The sequence below is a fragment of the Methanohalophilus halophilus genome (assembly GCF_001889405.1).
Classification (GTDB): Archaea; Halobacteriota; Methanosarcinia; order Methanosarcinales; family Methanosarcinaceae; genus Methanohalophilus; species Methanohalophilus halophilus.
Genome location: NZ_CP017921.1, coordinates 1,100,290 through 1,117,577 on the forward strand (window position 1 = coordinate 1,100,290; position 17,288 = coordinate 1,117,577).

Below are 17,288 nucleotides of genomic sequence, written 5' to 3' on the forward strand. Positions count from 1 at the left end.
ATGCAGTCACTGGTTGATGCTCCACGTATAGGAGAAAAGATGGCACAGCGCTTTATATCTCATTTTGGCTGTGAAGAGGATGCCATGGCGGCAATTCTCAGAGGTGATATCGCCAGTATATCGGAGATCGAAGGAGTAGGAAGAAGATATGCCATATCCCTTGTACACGATGTGAGGTCTGCACAGGATGGTCTTGATATCTCCTCTTTTTTGAAAACCAGGGATTCAGTCGATATTTATGAACGGGTAATCGATTCTATCAAAAATTATGCTTCCACCCCTTATGCAAGGGATAAGTTGCATACCTATATCCCATATCCTTCAAGCAGGAAAGACCTTATTGACATAAACCGGGACTGGGTTGAAAACCATATGGAATATCTCTCCATGCTCGATGATATGGATAGGATTTCAACAATTCTTTCCAGGATAAAACCCCTGAAAAACTCTCCTTCTATTCCCCGAATCAGGGATAGGGTAATTGTCACTTCAAATACCGATGATTACAGCACTTTAAAGGAAAAATATGGAAAAAACATTGAGGTCCAGCTGGTGGAGGATCCCCTGGAATTTGCAGATGTTGCACGCAGTTATCCCCATGTAATTGCCATAGGAGAACCCTTCCTGGAATATGATTTTCCAGAGAGTACGAATCCTGAAATAGTAACAAATACCCGGGATATTGAGGAATGGCATATTTTACCCGAAAAACAAATTTCTTTTTTTGCTTTCAATCATGAACGAATAATGAATGCATTGGATCTTGCAATTACACTGGATAAAGCGGGCATCTCTTCAATAATCAATACGGATCTTTCGGCTCTTTGCAATCTCATGGCTGCCATTAATCCTGAAGGAAATATTGTTGAAGGCAGGGACGTGGAAATAGACCGGTTAAATCATATTCTGGACAATGTGGATTCAGAACTTACAAAATATGTAGGGCAGTGCAACCGGGAAATAAATGATCTCCTCCAAAAAAGTAGTATTACCCTCAGTGGGAATGACATGTTGGGTGTTATCAGGGATGAGGTGGAGTTAAAGGACATCCTTTCACGCAATATATCGGCATCTTTCAGCCAGATAATTAATGATGCCAGGAAAGAATTCATTGAAACCCTCTCACTAAAGCGAAATGAATCCCTGTTTGTGGATTATTTCTTCCCCTCTGAACTTTGTTATCCGGTAGAAGCCGACACTTCCCAGTTACAAAAATTCAAAGACCAGATCAAACAGCAGATATTCCGCAGGGAAGTGACTCATAAAAGGGATATTGCATATGAGCTACATGAATTCAGGCAACCCCTGAAACAACTTGTTATGAGATTACTTGATCTGGATGTGGGTTTGGCGGTGGCTCGTTTTGGTCATTCCCTGAAGATGCAACTTGCCGGTTTTGAAGATGAATGCGGTATGGGGCTCAAGAATGGAAAAAATATTTTCCTTTGCGAAAAAGGCGTTGCTGTGGAACCTATAGATTATTCCCTGGGATCGATCATGTCTCCTTTGCAAGTGCCCTCTTCTCCGGTAGTTCTTTTAAGTGGTGTGAATTCCGGAGGAAAAACATCCATGCTGGAGTTAGTGGCTCAATGTACAATTCTTTCCCACATGGGTTTCCCTGTACCGGCAGATGAGTTAAAGATCGGGCCGGTTGATAGTTTGTATTATTTCAGCAAATCCAGGGGCACTCTTGATGCGGGAGCTTTTGAAACGACCTTACGCTCATTTTCAGCTCTTGCTGGGGCGGGATCCAAACTTGTGCTTGTCGATGAACTTGAATCCATTACCGAACCCGGAGCTTCTGCAAAAATAATAGCCGGGATCCTTGAGACTCTTTCTGAAGAATCCAATACAATGGCTATTTTTGTTTCCCATCTTGCCGACCAGATACTGGAAAATACGGATGCCTCCATCAGGGTTGATGGAATTGAAGCAAAAGGACTTGATAATGAATTGAAGCTGATTGTTGATCGCAATCCGATTTATAATCATATTGCAAAGAGTACTCCGGAATTAATTGTGGAGCGTCTTTTCAGGAGTGGAGGGGAAGTTGAAAGGGAGTTTTACAGACGTTTGAAAAATAAATTCGAAAAAGGATGCTAATCAGAGACATCCCTTTGTACTTTTGACCCCTTTGCCCTCGGTAACTGTTGCTTTTTTCATTGCATGAGCAAATGCCTTGAAAAGGGCTTCGATTTTGTGGTGGTCATTGTAACCATATACATTGGCATGAAGGGTGACTTTTGCATTGGAGACAAATGATTCAAAGAAATGCCTTGTAAGCTGGGTGTTAAATTCCCCTACTTTTTCGGATTCAAAAGTCGTGTCCATCACGAGATAACTGCGCCCTCCTATATCCACTACTACACTGGCAAGGGCCTCATCCATTGGTATTCTTGCTTCTCCGAAACGGGCAATTCCTGACTTTTCTGCCATTATCCGGTCAAAAGCCTGCCCCATCACGATCCCAATATCCTCAATCAAGTGGTGACCGTCTACTTCCAGATCACCTTTAGCATCGATTGTAAGGTCAAAACCTGAATGTCGTGCAAAACATACCAGCATGTGGTCAAAAAAACCGATGCCTGTATTTATCTGTGAATCCCCTTTGCCATCGATGTTAATCGTAAGTTCTATACTTGTTTCTCTGGTAGTACGGGATACAGTGGAAGTTCTTGGCATACTTACTCTCCACCAGAGATTTCCTCTCTGATTGTATTTATCGCTTCTGTAAGGGTAAAATTTCCTGCATAAAGAGCACTCCCGACCACAACACCGCAGGCACCGGTTTTTTTCAGGGTCTGGATATCTTTCAGGGTGGTTACTCCTCCTGAAGCAATCACCGGTATTGTAAGTTCATTTACCAGCTCTGTTGTGGGTTCTGTGTCCACACCTTCCATTAATCCTTCTTTGTCGATGTTGGTGAACAGAATGCTTCCTGCGCCCTTTTCTTCGAACATTTTCCCCAGTTGTACCGCAGTATATTCGGATTGCTCGGTCCATCCCTTTGTAGAAACTTTTCCATTTTTTGAGTCCAGAGCAACATTAATGTTTTCGGGTTTGAATTCTCTGGCAAGTCTTTCAACCAGATCCGGATTTTGAACAGCTGCGGTGCTTAGTATCACCCTGTTAGCCCCCATGTGGAGCAGGTTTGCAGCATCCTCAAAAGAGCGAATTCCACCGCCTACTTGTACTTCGACTCCTTGTCTTTCACATAGCATAATGATATTTTCTATAATCGGGGCGTTTTTCCTTTTACCTTCGATGGCGCCGTCAAGGTCTATCAGATGCAGGGTTTTTGCTCCTTGTCCGATCCACTTAATAGCAACTGCTTCAGGATCATCAAGTGAAATACGTTCCTGGTCTGGTAGACCCTGTATCAACTGGACACATTTCCCGTTTTTCATATCTACAGCGGGTATGACCTCAAATTCCATTATTTACTCTCCTCAGGGTATCATTCTTTCGATTGGTACAACCAGTATGTCTGATGCACCTGCTTTTTTCAGTTCACTGACTATTGCAAAGACCTGGTCTGCATCAATAACTGCATGTACTGCATGGGTGGAATTTTTTGATTCTACTTTCATAACAGTCGGGCCCCCAAGACCGGGGAGGATGTCTTTGATAGTTTCCAGTTTGCCTGATGGCACATTCATCATAAGATAGCGTTTTTGCTTTGCATGGAGTACGCTTTCAAGGGCTGTTTTTATGTGCTGGATTTTTTCTTCCCTCTGGGAACTTTCGGCATTTGAAATCAGGTACACAGACGAGCTGAACACATCTGTAATTTTCCTGAGATGGTTTGTCACAAGAGTTGTGCCGGAACTGGATATGTCAACAATCGCATCGGCAATTCCCACGTGGGGTGTCATCTCGCAGGCACCACTTACTTTGATCACTTCAACTGGTATGTCAATATTTTTAAAATATTTCTCTGTAATATTTGGGAATTCAGTAGCAACCCGCATGTTTTTCAGGTCTTCAGCAGTTTTAATCTCTGAGTCTTCAGGGACTGCAAGTACCAGTTTTGCTCTCCCGAAATGCAGGTCCAGCATAACTTCAACTTCTGCATCAGTTTCATCTATAAGATCAAGCCCGGTAATTCCCACGTCTGCAGCTCCGTCCTGCACATATTCGGGAATATCCGCCGCTCTTGCAAATAAAAATATCATTTCGGGGTCTGTTGTTTTTGCAAAAAGTTTCCGGCTTGATCCCTCAAGTACCGGGAGACCTGCTTCTTTGAAGAGTTTCACGGTCGGATCGTGGAGTCTGCCTTTATTTGGTATTGCAATGCGTATCATCCTGGTTGCCTCTGGAATCTGGGTCAACATTTCCAATACTTTCATTGCATATAAAGGTTTGATGAAGAAAAAGTATCCATGAGAGATATTACTTCTAGTAATTAATTCATTTTCATATAGTATCCAATTTATATAGAATGGGTTTTTCATATCATCACGGATTTGATACTGGGGCCTTAATTCATATTTCATTGTTTTCATGAGGTTTGTTTATGCGGAACATAAAAGTTGAACAACTTGTCCAGACACCTGTGGAAAATCAGGAGATAGAGCTTGTTGAACGTAAGGGTCTGGGACATCCAGATAGTATATCTGATGGAATTGCAGAGGCTGTAAGCCGTGCCCTTTGTGCGGAATATATTGAAAAATGCGGTGCTGTACTTCATCATAATACGGATGAAACCCAGATTGTTGCAGGCCGTTCTTCCCCTGCTTTTGGAGGTGGGGAGGTCATCAAGCCAATCTATACTCTTCTTGTGGGGAGGGCTACAAAGGAATTTAATGGTGTGGAAATCCCGGCTGAAACAGTGGCACTCTCGGCAGCACGTGATTATCTGAGGAATAATATTGTAAATCTTGATCTTGAAAAGGATATTATCCTTGACTGCAAACTTGGTACAGGTTCTTCTGATTTGAGGGATGTTTTTGACCGGGAAAAAGTTCCCACTGCCAATGACACATCTTTTGGTGTTGGTCATGCATCATTTTCCGAACTTGAGCGTATAGTCTATGATACCGAGAAGCAGCTTATAGGCGATCTGAAAGGGAAATTACCTGCAATAGGTGAAGACATCAAGGTCATGGGATTGCGGGATAAAGATGATATTTCCCTGACTGTTTGCTGTGGAATGGTTGACAAATATGTTGATGATATGGATGCCTATGTTAGTTTCAAGGAACAGATGAAGGATTATATTCTGGATATTGCGGGCAAATACACTGACAGGGATGTTAACGCATATGTCAATGCTGCCGATAATACCGGAGGTGGTTGTGGCTGTATCTTCCTGACGGTAACAGGCACCTCTGCGGAAATGGGTGACGATGGTTCTGTTGGTCGGGGTAACCGTTGTAATGGTTTGATAACCCCGAACAGGCCCATGAGTATGGAGGCTACAAGTGGTAAGAACCCTATCAATCATGTAGGTAAGATTTACAATTTGCTTTCCACTCAGATGGCCTGGGATATTGTGGAAGCCGTGCCGCAAGTAGATGAAGTATATGTGCGATTGCTATCCCAGATAGGAAAACCTATTGATCAGCCCATGGCTGCCAGTATCCAGGTAATTCCTGAAGAGGGGGCAAATTTTGCTACGATTCAGAATGATGCCGAAGCGGTTGCCGATGAGTGGCTTGGTAATATTACCAAGATTACCGATCTTGTTATAAACGGGGGAATGGGCACTTTCTGAGGCAAGATTCCCTCTTTTTATTCTTTTCATTGGTTTTGAATTCTGTTTTTTTATTTTTGTTTTTAAGCGCTGGTGAAATTTCCTGCGGGCATTGGATTTATATGCCTTTGAAATGGGGATTCGGCGAAAAGTCTATATAAGATTGTGAGGATGAGAGTATCTCGCTGAGTAATGTCCCGCCTTAACTCAGTTGGTAGAGTGCGCGGCTGTAGTATGGTTTGTGTGGATTATCCACATACCGCGCGGTTACCGCGATGCCCCCGGTTCGAGTCTGGGAGGCGGGACCAAACACCTCTTTTAAAGGGGTGTAAACAAAACCCTTATATACAATTAAATGTATTTGGGTGCTGCTCTTGTGAGCGGAAAAGTGTGCCCGGACATTGTCCGAATAGTGTAGAGGCCTATCATGGGGCCCTGTCGAGGCCCCGACCCGGGTTCGAATCCCGGTTCGGGCGTACAAAACTTTTCCGAAAGGCTCCGGTTCTGCCGGGGCCAAAACTCACATCTAATTTTCTTTTCTATAATTTTATAACAGAGTAGTATCATTATTATTTTAATAACACGTCTGCTCATGTGTATATACAATTAGTTAGTTCTAAAGTGATAATTTTTATATAGTTTTCATCCTTATTTGTTTCAGAATGTCGGATAAAATATTGCCATGGAACAGAAACACAGATCACTACGTATTCAGATTGCTCTGTGCCTTTTTCATTTTCACAGTATCTTTTTCTACAGGCGTGCTTGCCAATGATTCCTATGAAGTGACTGAGGTCTATTGCAATGGTGAATTATATCCAGGACATTTCACCCCTTCTCCTGTTCTGGATGCAAATGAGTCGTTCTCTCTGACAGTTGATATGACCGTAAAGCAGGCAAGTATTGTCGATATTACTCTCAATCAACATGTTTTGGATTCTGGCGCTTCTCTGGAAATACAGACAGGGGCATGTGCATTCAATTCAACTCATTCACGTGAGTTTGCCCCAAATGAGACTTTTTCTTATAAGTGGATAATCAGGGAGGCAGAAAATAAGACATGTGGACAGGTTCCGGTTGGATTCCAATATTCAATTAAGCCGGTAGACACTCCTGAGTTAACTGTTGAGAATTCTTGTATTATTGTCACTCCCCATATCACGAATGAATGTGTTAACGATGAGATATGGAATGATAATTATCCTCTCTCTTTAAATTCCTATATCCCACGTTCAGAATCATCTTCAGGGTTTTCACTTGTTGGGTTTGTCAGTCCTCTTTTTGCTTTTGCAATAGTGGGTCTACTATTGCTTCGTCGCAAAAAGTGAATAATATTGTGATTTATTGTTTCAAGAACAATTGAAAAGCTACAAATATCATTAGTAAATTGAAACCATCGGATAGACTTTTATACGTACATCTCTCCCTTTTATCCAATAATCGTTGATGTGGTCATATGTCTTATAATATAATTGAAACACGCAATCTTGTTCCTGATGTGAACCTCTTGAAGGTCGAAGCTCCGGATATAGCAAAAGCAGCGAAGGCGGGGCAATTTGTAATATTACGTATTGATGAAAGCGGAGAACGCATTCCTCTCACAATAGCCGACTTTGATGCTGATGAGGGTTCTATAACTGTAATATATCAGGTAATGGGCAAGACTACCAGGCAATTAACAACCCTTAAGACAGGTGAAACGTTGCGGGATTTTGTCGGTCCTCTGGGCACTCCCTCGGATATCCGCAAACTCGGCACAGTAGTAATGGTTGGGGGTGGTGTCGGCGTGGCTCCTGTTTACCCACAGGCACGTGCCTATCGCGGGGCAGGTAACCATGTAATATCTATAATTGGTGCCCGCAATGAAGAAATGCTCATTCTTGAAGAGGAAATGGCAGAGGTGAGCGATGAGCTTTATGTGGCTACTGATGATGGGAGCAAAGGCCATCACGGTTTTGTAACCGATATTGTCAAGGATATTCTTGATAGTGACCAGCAGGTTGACCGTATTGTAATAATCGGGCCGCCCATAATGATGAAAGTAGGGGCGGGTGTAACCGCTCCATATGGCGTGGAAACCCTTGTAAGCCTCAATCCAATTATGATCGATGGTACCGGAATGTGTGGCGGTTGCCGTGTATCTGTTGGTGGGGAAACCAAATTTGCGTGTGTGGATGGGCCGGAGTTCGATGCCTCTGGTGTGGATTTTGACCTTATGATGAGCAGGCTTTCCATTTACAGGCCACAGGAAAAGGAAGCCCTTGAAAGTTACAACAAAAAATGCGGGGGTGATTGTAAGTGTCACTGAAACAGGAAATGCCTGAGCAAAAACCAAAGGAAAGAATTAGAAACTTCGGTGAAGTGGCATTGGGTTACACAGAACAACAGGCTGTAATTGAGGCGGGACGCTGTCTTGAGTGCAATGACCCCCAATGTGTGGCAGGATGTCCTGTTAATATTGATATACCGGGTTTTGTATCACAGATTAAGAACAAAGACTTTGATAAGGCTATAGGTATACTCAAGGAATCCAATGCCCTGCCGGCAATCTGCGGACGTGTTTGCCCTCAGGAAGAGCAGTGTGAGAAACTCTGTGTACTTGGGAAAAAGGGTGCCCCTCTTGCCATTGGAAGGCTTGAGCGTTTCTGTGCGGATTATGAAAGGGATGAAGGAGTAAAATCCCCTGAAAAACCAAAATCCAGCGGGAAAAACGTGGCTGTCATTGGTGCAGGTCCTGCGGGACTTACTGCAGCAGCAGAACTTGCAAAAGCAGGGCATGGTGTAACTATTTATGAAGCCCTCCACGAGCCGGGAGGGGTATTGACCTACGGTATACCCGAATTCAGGTTACCCAAGGACATTGTCAGGCAAGAAGTAGATTATATCCGTAATCTTGGGGTTGACATAAAAGTGGATTATGTCATAGGAAAAATAAAAACCCTTGATGAACTCCGCGATGAATTCGATGCCGTCTTTGTTGGTACGGGTGCCGGTCTCCCCCGGTTCATGGGTATTGAAGGGGAGAACCTCAACGGTGTCTATTCTGCAAATGAGTTTCTCACAAGGGTCAATCTGATGAAAGCCTACCGCTTCCCGGATTATGACACACCAATCAAATGCGGAAATAAGGTTGTTGTAGTAGGAGCCGGCAACGTTGCAATGGATGCTGCCCGCAGTGCCCTGCGGCTGGGTGGCGAGGAAGTAACAGTTGTATATCGTCGCAGTGAGGCGGAAATGTCTGCACGTATTGAAGAAGTTGAACATGCAAAGGAAGAAGGTGTGATTTTCGACCTGCTTACCAACCCGGTCCGTATCCTTGAAGGTGAAAATAAGACCGTTACAGGTGTAGAATGCGTAAATATGGAACTCGGCGAACCTGATGATTCCGGCAGGAGGCGTCCCATCCCAATTGAAGGTTCTGAGCATGTGATCGATGCTGACATAGTGATAATTGCTATCGGGACTTCCCCAAACCCGGTTATATTTGCAGGTTCTGAAGAACTTGAAACAACTTCGAAGGGTACAATAGTTGTCAATGAGGATACTATGTCATCATTGGCAGGATTATGTGCGGGTGGCGATGTGGTAACCGGTGCTGCAACCGTAATCAGCGCAATGGGTGCAGGCAAACAGGCAGCTTCAACCATTAACCGGTATCTGGGCAATCAGTTCTGACAAAAGGTTAATTGAAGAAAGGACTCATATAACTATAAAATGCAAAAAAAACGCTCCACATTTACCTTTGCTTCCGCAGGCAAAAAGAGTCGTCCAAAGGCCAGGAAGACTCGAAAACGCTCCGATAAGCAGGTGCTAGCCGACCATATTTTCTGGTGCAGTTCCTGCAATGTGCCTTTAATAGGTCCTGTCTGTGATACTTGTGGCAGTGAAGGTACGAAATTAACCCTCACTTCTCCTTCAGATGTGAGATTTGTTTCTGCTTATGAAAGGGACTTACTTGATGACCTGCTACGGCAACTATATGGTTGTAATCCTTTTGTTGATAGGGTCATTCTGTTGAACAAAGTTGCCGGGGATGACCGCAATGATGAGGTGCTGGTTGATGGTATACTTATCGGTCATATGTATTTTGATATCCTGCAAAAAAAATCCAAGTTTGAACCCACGGACATGGGTGCCAGCATCCTGATAAATCATACACATTCAAAAATTGCACATCTTCATTATACCGGTCGCCATCTTAACGGTAAAAAAATCTCCATGGAGGGTATCGACCATTTTTCCCTGGATATCGAAAAAGGTGATCCTGTGTTGCTGCGATGTGGAAAACTGGTGGGTATTGGCATCTCTCTTGAGGATTCAGCTAATTTCAGGCCGGGCAAACCTTTGCTTCGGGTCAAGAAAATCAAAAAAATTTCTGCAAACCTGAAGCAACCAGTGCCTTCCATGGATTCTGTCATCAAGGCCAACCAATCGTCTCTCAAAAAAATAGAATCCAATGCTATAAACATGATAAAAGGGATTGGCAATGATCCTGCTTATTCTTCTTTTCCTGTCAACGTATCATTCAGTGGTGGCAAGGATAGTCTGGTTGTGCTGGACCTTGCCCGAAGGGCATTGGATGCCAGCCGCCTCAGGGCAATTTTCCTCAATACGGGTATAGAATTTCCTGAGACAGTGCAATTTGCACATGAGTTTTGCAATGACAATGGGATAGAACTTATTGAAAAAAGGGCAGAGAATGCTTTCTGGGATAATGTGGAGAGTTTCGGTCCACCGGGCAAGGATTTCCGCTGGTGTTGTAAAGTCTGTAAACTGGGCCCTGCTAATTCGGCTTTTGAGTCCTGCAGTGCGGAGAATCCCTGTCTTGCAGTTGACGGAAAACGCAAATATGAGTCATTTTCCAGGCAGGAGACCGCTGCAACCGAGGTCAATCCCTTTGTACCGGGCCAGTTGAATGTTTTTCCAATCAGGCAATGGAGGGCTATTGAGGTCTGGCTGTACATCTACTGGAAAAACCTTGCTTATAACCCCCTCTATGACATGGGTTTTGAAAGGGTAGGTTGCTATCTATGCCCTTCGACCCTTGAATGTGAATTTGAGAGGGTCAGGCAATTGTTCCCCGAATTGTATGAAAGATGGATGGCATACCTGCAAAAATGGACGGCTTCAAAGGGTTTGCCCCCGGAATATGCCGAATATGGCTTCTGGCGCTGGCAGCAGCATCCTCCTAAAATGCTTGCCCTGGCAAAACAGCTGGGAATATCTATCAAACCCGTTGAAACAGAAGATTTCAGCATAAGTGCAGTTTCCGGACATTCTGTCTGTAGTGGAGGCGATTTTTCCGTTGAGGCCCGGATACGCGGAGTGTCACTATCAGAAGCATCGGATGTACTGAGAATGATGGGTAATGTCGTATATTCCCCGGAGATGGGTGTTGTCCTCGCAAAGAGCCGCTCATGTACGGTTAAATTCTTTGCATCGGGCAATTTGAAAGTTACAGCTGCTGACAGGAAAATTGCAGACAGGATGTACAGGAATGCATGTTTGCAGTTGCTACGTATTGCCCGTTGCAGTGGCTGCGGGGTATGTCTCAATGCATGTGCCAAAGGTTCCATTGAATTGAAAAACGGGAAAATAAAAATACATGACTCATGCACAGGGTGTGGAAAATGCAACGAGTCCTGTGTTGTAATCCGGTATGCTAATCGTATCATTCCTGATATTTAATGCGCTGCTTTTAATATAATGAAATAGTAATATGAGATAGTTTATTAAGAGAACATTACCAGTAATGTAAGGGAGTTTCATGGAGTTAAAAGATATAGATGGTGTATCTGTAATTATCGAAAACAGATGGAAAATAATTGCTTCGCTTGCTTTTTTTATTGTTTTCCTGGCTCTTGTGAAAATTCTTCTCCCTCTTGCAGACGGTATCGTGTTGGGTCTGGTTTTTGCCTATATATGCAGGCCTATATATGACAAGATAAACAGGAAAAACCATTATGGGGCATTCATTGCGACGATGTTTATCGTAACGCCTCTTGTTATCATAATCGGCACCGGTTTTGTAGAGATTTTCAGACAGCTTATCTGGGTTATTGAAAACCAGTCACAGGTCCTTGAGATCATATTTGATTTTGTAAGGGCAATATTACCGGGCACTTATTTTGAACGTATCAACCAGCTTGTTTGGGACTCATCGCTTTCGATCCTTTCTTTTGCAGGTAGCCTGGGTTTTGTTTCGTATGCCAAAAGTCTGGGTATGTTTATGATCAATCTGGTTGTGGCAATCTTTGTTTGCTATTTCCTGCTGCTTGAAGGTGAGAAACTGTATGCATCCGCAGTGTGTATCGCTCCGAAGGGTACCCAATTAAATGCAGGCCGCTACCTGCGGGAGCTGGACCGGATACTGAGTGGGATATTTATAGGTAATGCCTACGCTGCTCTGACTGTAAGTACGATTTCAGTAATTGTGTTTTATGCCTTTGGTTTATCTCATATACCGGCACTTGCGACCCTGATATTTATTGCTTCTGTGATTCCCCTTTTTGCGGGTTATATGGTGCTTCTGGCACTGTCTGTTATCAGATACATAGAAATGGGCGCAGAGGCTGCAATTGTCTTTTTCATTGTGTCATCTATAGTAATATACGTCCCGCCTGAGCTCTTCCTGCGTCCGTATTTTGTGAGCATGAAATCCCAGATACATCCGGTAGTACTTGTCGTGGTATTTCTGGGTGGAGGCTTTGTAGGGGGAATAGCTGGATTTTTTGCCGCACCGGTACTCCTGGGAGCTTTGGTAGCTGCTTACCGGGTATATATTGACAATTCGAACAGTCAGGATACAGAAGATTCCGACACGGATTCGGAGGAAGCGTGCCTTACAAAAGATTCCATTTGAAAAAGGTTAATAAGGATTGTTCCAATTTATCCAGAAGACCCGAGGTGAGTTCATGCAATTATTGCTTATCCATTCCGATTATATTGAATACGAAGTAAAAAAAAGTACTCCTGTTGCAGAGCAGATAGAGGATTCCTTCAAAAAAGGTAGACTAGATGAAGCTTTGACCGCTTTCATGGCGGTGGAAAGTAGTGATGAAGCAAACCCGAAAGATGTAGCTGAAAAAGCAGTTGCTGAGATCAAAAAGACTGCATCCCAGGTAAATACTGACAATGTAATGCTTTATCCTTACGCCCATCTAAGTTCCGACCTTTCTTCTCCGAAGATTGCGGTTTCTGTAATGAAGGATATTGAAAATAGCCTTGTTGATTCATTTAATGTAAAACGTGCTCCTTTTGGATGGTACAAAGCATTCAAAATAAGTTGCAAAGGTCATCCTCTCTCCGAACTTTCCCGAACTATCAACCCGGAAAGTGAATCTTGTGGTGAAGGCGTAGATACAGAGGAAGAAGTTGTATCTGAAGCTCTGAAAGCCGAAAGTACGGCCAAATCTTACTGGAAAGTCCTGACCCCGGACGGTATGCTGCATGATGTTGATGGTTTCGATTTCAACGATCATGAGAATCTAGGTACCTTTGTGGATCATGAAATCTCCAAAAGCAGGGCTGTGGAAAAGGTTCCTCCTCATGTTGAATTGATGCGCAGGCTTGAGATTGCGGATTATGAACCCGGCTCTGACTCCGGTAACATGCGTTATTATCCCAAAGGCAGGCTGATCAAATCCCTGCTTGAGCGGTATGTGCTGGATTCTTCTTCCAGGGAAGGAGCAATGGAAGTAGAAACACCTTTGATGTACGATATGAACCACCCAACTCTCAAGAAATATCTGGACAGATTCCCTGCACGTCAGTATTCTATTGAATCCGATAAACGTCAGATGTTTTTGAGATTTGCTGCATGCTTTGGCCAGTTCTTGATGAGCCATGATATGACCATTTCCCATCACAACCTACCCATGAAAATGGTGGAACTTACACGTTACAGTTTCCGTAAGGAACAGAGGGGTGAACTGGTGGGCCTGCGCAGGCTGCGGGCTTTTACCATGCCGGATATGCATACCATGTGCGGGGATATGGATCAGGCTGTCGAACAATTCGGTCGCCAGTACCAGATGTCAATAGATGTGTTGAAAGATGTCGGAATCGATGTCTCTGATTATGAAGTTGCAATCAGGCTTACCCGGGACTTTTATGAGGAGAACAAGGACTTTATAACTGCTCTTGCAAAGAAAGTCAATAAACCTGTTCTTGTGGAAATGTGGGAGAAACGTTTCTTCTACTTTGTGCTCAAGTTCGAATTCAATTTTGTAGATGCCCTGAAAAAGGCAAGTGCGCTTTCCACCGTCCAGATAGATGTTGAAAATGCAGAACGATACGATATTAAGTATATCGACCAGGCCGGAGAAGCCAAAAGGCCCGTCGTATTACATTGTTCACCCAGCGGAGCAATTGAACGCTGTATTTATTCCCTGCTGGAAAAAGCCTCGATGAAGGCTGAAGAAGGAGAAGTCCCGATGCTTCCTGTCTGGTTATCTCCCACACAGGTCAGGGTCATACCCATTGCAGAGCGACATATGGAATTTGCCGAAGAGATTGCATCACGTCTTCAGTGTCGTGTGGATATAGATGACAGGGAAGAAACAGTCGGCAAGAAAATACGTAATGCAGGGCAGGAATGGGTTCCCTACGTGGTAGTTGTCGGTGACAGGGAGGTCGAGAGCGGTAATGTCAATGTTACTGTGAGGGAAGAATCCATGCCAAAGAAGCCTTCCAAAATTGAAATGACTGTGGATGAACTCAACAGCCGCATTCTTGCAGAGACTGCCGGGATGCCCCACGGTCACTTGCCTCTTGCACAAAAACTTAGCATGAGACCAAGATTCATATAATATCGTATCGAAAATCCATTTATGGATATGGAACGTGCAATAATACATGTATCCGGTGTTGTGCAGGGTGTTTTCTTTCGCTCCTTTACCATGCAGAAAGCATCCGACATCGGACTTAACGGTTATGTGGTAAACCTCTCGGACGGCAGGGTTAAAGCTGTTGTCGAAGGTAGCAAGGGAAAAATAGATGCCCTGTTAAATGCTCTCAAAGAGGGCCCTCCTGCATCCAGGGTCAGAGATGTCGAAATAGTTTGGGAGCCACCAACAGGCGAATTTAAAGATTTCAGTATCAGGAGATAATTCATCTCCTGTCCACTACTCTTTTTGGGCGCCCCTTTACTTTATAGAACTCCATCTCCCCTTCAGGAAGGAAATTGAATAATATCTCAAAGCCCTCTTCATTATAGGCATCCTGCAGGCCAGGTTTGTATTGCAGGAAACTTTTAAGGAAGTTCTCCTGGACCTTTTCGCGGTCACATTTTTCAGGTTCTTCACACTCAAGGCTTACCCGTAAAGTGGTGTTTCCTGTTTCACCGTAAAGGAATGCCTCATATTCACCGGTCAGGTATTCCATGTTATCTCTCTGGAATACTCCTTTTTCGACGTCCACGCGGTTGAAGGGTGTTCCTTCCGCCCAGTATGTCTCGGCTTCCCTTTCAGGGTTTAGTATTCGCATGTGTGTCCTTCCACATTCACATTTGTCCCTGGACATAACTACGGTTGTGTCTTCAGTATCGTAATTTAACAGCAGGCTACCACATTTTTCACCCGGTGCAAGTAATGTCGTTAATACGATTCTGCCACATTCACCATCTTTTACAAAGGTCTTTTTGTGTGGGTCATAGACATCCAGGTGCACAATATCTTCGGGTACATGCAATCCGTTTTTCATTTTACACTCACCGCACATGGTGCCTTCGGTGCTTCCATAAGTGTTGTAAACCGGGCAGTCCCATACCTCTTCAAGATATGTCCTGGATTCTTCTGCAAAACTTTCTCCGCCGACCACCATTTTGTTAATTGAGGTCTCGGAGGGTTCTATCCCCTGTTTCCTGAGTCTTTTTGCAAGGCGTAGCAGTTTGAACACACTTGCAACTATCCCTGTGGGCTGGTAACTTTCAAGTATTCGGGGAGGGAAAGTGCATTTTCCTTCAGGTATGATTGCCATGCCAATATCCCGGGCGGCAAGGGTCATCGTGTTTGCTCCCACGTTCATTCCATAGGAAGCGCACATGATTACCCTGTCATCTTCATTAAAATTCTGTGATACAAAACTCCTGCCATATTTCTGGGCGTACCTCTGCCAGTCCTCCCATGTAAGGAAAAATGATTTGGGTACCCCGCTGGTGCCACTGGTCTCATGCACGGTATAAACATCTTTCCAGTCTACACTCTTGAAACGAAAATCCGGTGTTTCAGGAGGCTGGTTGTTTCTTATGATATCACCTGTAACAATTGGTAATTCCAACAAATCCTCATGGGTGGAGATATCGGCGGGTGTGACATTATTTTCCCTGAACCATTTCCTGTAAAATGGTGAATTTTCTGCTGCATATTTGACAGTATATTTTATCCTTTCATCAACAAGGTTATCCAGTTCTTCTCTTCCGAGGTTTTCCATTTCAGGGTTAAAATAAGGTATACAATCATCCTCCTTATTTATTAGCGGAAAGTTTCTTCAACTATCTCATATTCTACGGAAGAAACTTCCCTCTCAAGAGAGGTGACTCCCAGTACGTCTCGCAATTCTTCGATACAGTCCATACATATATGGACTTTCCCTATTATTTTTCCCGGTTCTGCATCTTTTTCGGATCCGCCCTCTATGTCGTAATCCATACACTCTTTTCCACAAAATATACAGCTCAAGAAACCCCCTCCTTCTTATTATATTTTGAAAAGATTTGTATATATTACTTTCGACCTTAACAGAAGGGTTATTTTTATAAGTTCTCCCTTTATATGGCTATTGATGTCTTCTTTTTTGAACAATAGTTCCCTGACTCCCTCTTCGATGTATGAAATTAAGAGAAGATATGAACTGCTTGAAGAATTGCGAAAAGAGCTCATCAAGTGTTCTGATGAAGGTGACATTATCCTGGTTGAAGGAAAAAGGGATGTTTCTTCATTGCGTAGTCTCGGCATACATGGTATTATTAAAAAAGTAACTCATATTCCCCTGCTTGATCTATCCGAAAAACTGCGGGAAATGGATCGCTGTGTTATTATTCTGACTGATTGGGACAGAAGGGGAAATATGCTTGCAGAGAAGATTTCTACAGATCTGGAATATATGGATGTCGATGTGGATACTTCTATCAGAAATAGATTTGTGTCCCTTGTCCAAAAAGAGATAAAAGATGTAGAAAGTCTTGACAGACACATGAAAAAAATGAAAGATACTGTTTTACAACAGTATTAGTGAAGTAACTCCCGGGAAGTTGTCCTGCCACACTTGCGGCAGTAGTAAAGGACATTGGATTTCATCTTCATTACGTTTAACTTTTCCCTGCATTGAGTGCATGTCTTACAGGAGGCTGCTTGCATCATACTACCTCCTCACGCAAGCATAGTTATGGAATCAAGGCGCGCTGTTCCCTCTACTGTCCAGTAATCGCACACATTGCAGTATTCTATTCCATTTTCGTTGACTTCCATTTCGGAATGACATTCCGGACATCTTTTTAGTCTTGTCATATTTATCTCCCCATACATTTTTGAAAAAGGATTAATACTAAAAGTAAATCATTTGTACCCCACTTTTTTAGTAAACCCTGTTTGTA

At 43.5% G+C, this 17,288-nt stretch carries 17 protein-coding genes and 2 tRNA genes; 12 read left to right on the forward strand and 7 right to left on the reverse strand.

Translation table 11 applies throughout. The features are described 5' to 3' along the window. Positions 1–2,103, forward strand: a complete 2,103-nt coding sequence (locus tag BHR79_RS05590) for a MutS-related protein (RefSeq protein ID WP_072562308.1) — start codon at positions 1–3, stop codon at positions 2,101–2,103. Here the strand turns inward: BHR79_RS05590 and hisB are convergent, their stop codons facing one another. Genes hisB through hisG form a run of 3 tightly spaced genes read right to left on the reverse strand, consistent with a single transcriptional unit; the run spans position 2,104 to position 4,304 of the window. Beyond that, positions 2,104–2,682 (reverse strand): imidazoleglycerol-phosphate dehydratase HisB, encoded by a 579-nt coding sequence (gene hisB, locus BHR79_RS05595; RefSeq protein ID WP_072561442.1) that lies wholly within the window; start codon positions 2,680–2,682, stop codon positions 2,104–2,106. Positions 2,683–2,684: 2 nt separating this feature from the next. Beyond that, on the reverse strand, positions 2,685–3,437 hold the full coding sequence (gene hisA, locus BHR79_RS05600) for a 1-(5-phosphoribosyl)-5-[(5-phosphoribosylamino)methylideneamino]imidazole-4-carboxamide isomerase (protein WP_072561443.1): 753 nt from the start codon (positions 3,435–3,437) through the stop codon (positions 2,685–2,687). 12 nt (positions 3,438–3,449) lie between these two features. Next, the gene (gene hisG, locus BHR79_RS05605; RefSeq protein WP_072562309.1) at positions 3,450–4,304 is read right to left on the reverse strand and encodes an ATP phosphoribosyltransferase; all 855 of its coding nucleotides are present in this window, start codon (positions 4,302–4,304) and stop codon (positions 3,450–3,452) included. Between the two features lie 212 nt (positions 4,305–4,516). Here hisG and BHR79_RS05610 point away from each other — a divergent pair, with 212 nt between their 5' ends. The 10 genes from BHR79_RS05610 (at position 4,517) to BHR79_RS05655 (ending at position 14,805) form a co-directional block, all read left to right on the forward strand. Further along, complete coding sequence (locus BHR79_RS05610; protein WP_072561444.1) at positions 4,517–5,716, forward strand: methionine adenosyltransferase; 1,200 nt, start codon at positions 4,517–4,519, stop codon at positions 5,714–5,716. Positions 5,717–5,891: 175 nt separating this feature from the next. Next, positions 5,892–6,003 (forward strand) — tRNA-Tyr (locus BHR79_RS05615). Positions 6,004–6,098: 95 nt separating this feature from the next. Continuing rightward, positions 6,099–6,171: transfer RNA gene (locus BHR79_RS05620), tRNA-Asp, on the forward strand. A 186-nt stretch (positions 6,172–6,357) separates the two neighbouring features. After that, positions 6,358–7,023: a sarcinarray family MAST domain-containing protein gene (locus BHR79_RS05625; protein WP_083433037.1), complete on the forward strand. Its 666-nt coding sequence runs from the start codon at positions 6,358–6,360 to the stop codon at positions 7,021–7,023. A gap of 128 nt (positions 7,024–7,151) precedes the next feature. After that, complete coding sequence (locus BHR79_RS05630) at positions 7,152–8,003, forward strand: sulfide/dihydroorotate dehydrogenase-like FAD/NAD-binding protein (RefSeq protein ID WP_072561446.1); 852 nt, start codon at positions 7,152–7,154, stop codon at positions 8,001–8,003. After that, positions 7,994–9,370: an NADPH-dependent glutamate synthase gene (gene gltA / locus BHR79_RS05635; RefSeq protein WP_200796374.1), complete on the forward strand. Its 1,377-nt coding sequence runs from the start codon at positions 7,994–7,996 to the stop codon at positions 9,368–9,370. The genes BHR79_RS05630 and gltA overlap by 10 nt, the downstream gene beginning before the upstream one ends. A 39-nt stretch (positions 9,371–9,409) precedes the next feature. Next, the gene (locus BHR79_RS05640) at positions 9,410–11,383 is read left to right on the forward strand and encodes a phosphoadenosine phosphosulfate reductase domain-containing protein (protein WP_072561447.1); all 1,974 of its coding nucleotides are present in this window, start codon (positions 9,410–9,412) and stop codon (positions 11,381–11,383) included. A 79-nt stretch (positions 11,384–11,462) separates the two neighbouring features. After that, positions 11,463–12,557 (forward strand): AI-2E family transporter, encoded by a 1,095-nt coding sequence (locus tag BHR79_RS05645; protein ID WP_072561448.1) that lies wholly within the window; start codon positions 11,463–11,465, stop codon positions 12,555–12,557. A 52-nt stretch (positions 12,558–12,609) separates the two neighbouring features. Then, positions 12,610–14,505, forward strand: coding sequence for a threonine--tRNA ligase (locus BHR79_RS05650; protein WP_072561449.1), 1,896 nt, complete (start codon positions 12,610–12,612; stop codon positions 14,503–14,505). 21 nt (positions 14,506–14,526) lie between these two features. Beyond that, positions 14,527–14,805, forward strand: coding sequence for an acylphosphatase (locus BHR79_RS05655; RefSeq protein WP_072561450.1), 279 nt, complete (start codon positions 14,527–14,529; stop codon positions 14,803–14,805). A 1-nt stretch (position 14,806) separates the two neighbouring features. On the opposite strand, the gene ftsA is transcribed toward BHR79_RS05655, so the two are convergent. Both ftsA and BHR79_RS10505 read right to left on the reverse strand, forming a co-directional pair. Then, complete coding sequence (ftsA, locus tag BHR79_RS05660; protein ID WP_268766010.1) at positions 14,807–16,168, reverse strand: coenzyme F390 synthetase; 1,362 nt, start codon at positions 16,166–16,168, stop codon at positions 14,807–14,809. Next, the gene (locus BHR79_RS10505) at positions 16,168–16,374 is read right to left on the reverse strand and encodes a hypothetical protein (RefSeq protein ID WP_143743594.1); all 207 of its coding nucleotides are present in this window, start codon (positions 16,372–16,374) and stop codon (positions 16,168–16,170) included. Before BHR79_RS10505 ends, ftsA begins: the two co-directional genes overlap by 1 nt. Positions 16,375–16,477: 103 nt before the next feature. Here BHR79_RS10505 and BHR79_RS05665 point away from each other — a divergent pair, with 103 nt between their 5' ends. After that, entirely contained in the window at positions 16,478–16,927 is a 450-nt protein-coding gene (locus BHR79_RS05665) for a toprim domain-containing protein (RefSeq protein ID WP_234970475.1), read from the forward strand. Here the strand turns inward: BHR79_RS05665 and BHR79_RS10805 are convergent. Then, positions 16,924–17,055: a hypothetical protein gene (locus BHR79_RS10805; RefSeq protein ID WP_268766008.1), complete on the reverse strand. Its 132-nt coding sequence runs from the start codon at positions 17,053–17,055 to the stop codon at positions 16,924–16,926. The two genes, BHR79_RS05665 and BHR79_RS10805, sit on opposite strands and share 4 nt — an antisense overlap. 9 nt (positions 17,056–17,064) lie before the next feature. Continuing rightward, positions 17,065–17,202 (reverse strand): hypothetical protein, encoded by a 138-nt coding sequence (locus BHR79_RS10645; RefSeq protein ID WP_164999314.1) that lies wholly within the window; start codon positions 17,200–17,202, stop codon positions 17,065–17,067. Positions 17,203–17,288 lie beyond the last annotated feature (86 nt).

Bases quoted from the DNA above. Each gene is read 5' to 3' on its own strand.
- BHR79_RS05590 (WP_072562308.1), top strand. From the start codon at position 1: ATGCAGTCACTGGTTGATGCTCCACGTATAGGAGAAAAGATGGCACAG.
- hisB (WP_072561442.1), bottom strand. From the start codon at position 2,682: ATGCCAAGAACTTCCACTGTATCCCGTACTACCAGAGAAACAAGTATA.
- hisA (WP_072561443.1), bottom strand. From the start codon at position 3,437: ATGGAATTTGAGGTCATACCCGCTGTAGATATGAAAAACGGGAAATGT.
- hisG (WP_072562309.1), bottom strand. From the start codon at position 4,304: ATGATACGCATTGCAATACCAAATAAAGGCAGACTCCACGATCCGACC.
- BHR79_RS05610 (WP_072561444.1), top strand. From the start codon at position 4,517: ATGCGGAACATAAAAGTTGAACAACTTGTCCAGACACCTGTGGAAAAT.
- BHR79_RS05625 (WP_083433037.1), top strand. From the start codon at position 6,358: ATGTCGGATAAAATATTGCCATGGAACAGAAACACAGATCACTACGTA.
- BHR79_RS05630 (WP_072561446.1), top strand. From the start codon at position 7,152: ATGTCTTATAATATAATTGAAACACGCAATCTTGTTCCTGATGTGAAC.
- BHR79_RS05640 (WP_072561447.1), top strand. From the start codon at position 9,410: ATGCAAAAAAAACGCTCCACATTTACCTTTGCTTCCGCAGGCAAAAAG.
- BHR79_RS05645 (WP_072561448.1), top strand. From the start codon at position 11,463: ATGGAGTTAAAAGATATAGATGGTGTATCTGTAATTATCGAAAACAGA.
- BHR79_RS05650 (WP_072561449.1), top strand. From the start codon at position 12,610: ATGCAATTATTGCTTATCCATTCCGATTATATTGAATACGAAGTAAAA.
- BHR79_RS05655 (WP_072561450.1), top strand. From the start codon at position 14,527: ATGGATATGGAACGTGCAATAATACATGTATCCGGTGTTGTGCAGGGT.
- BHR79_RS05665 (WP_234970475.1), top strand. From the start codon at position 16,478: ATGTCTTCTTTTTTGAACAATAGTTCCCTGACTCCCTCTTCGATGTAT.
- BHR79_RS10805 (WP_268766008.1), bottom strand. From the start codon at position 17,055: ATGATGCAAGCAGCCTCCTGTAAGACATGCACTCAATGCAGGGAAAAG.
- BHR79_RS10645 (WP_164999314.1), bottom strand. From the start codon at position 17,202: ATGACAAGACTAAAAAGATGTCCGGAATGTCATTCCGAAATGGAAGTC.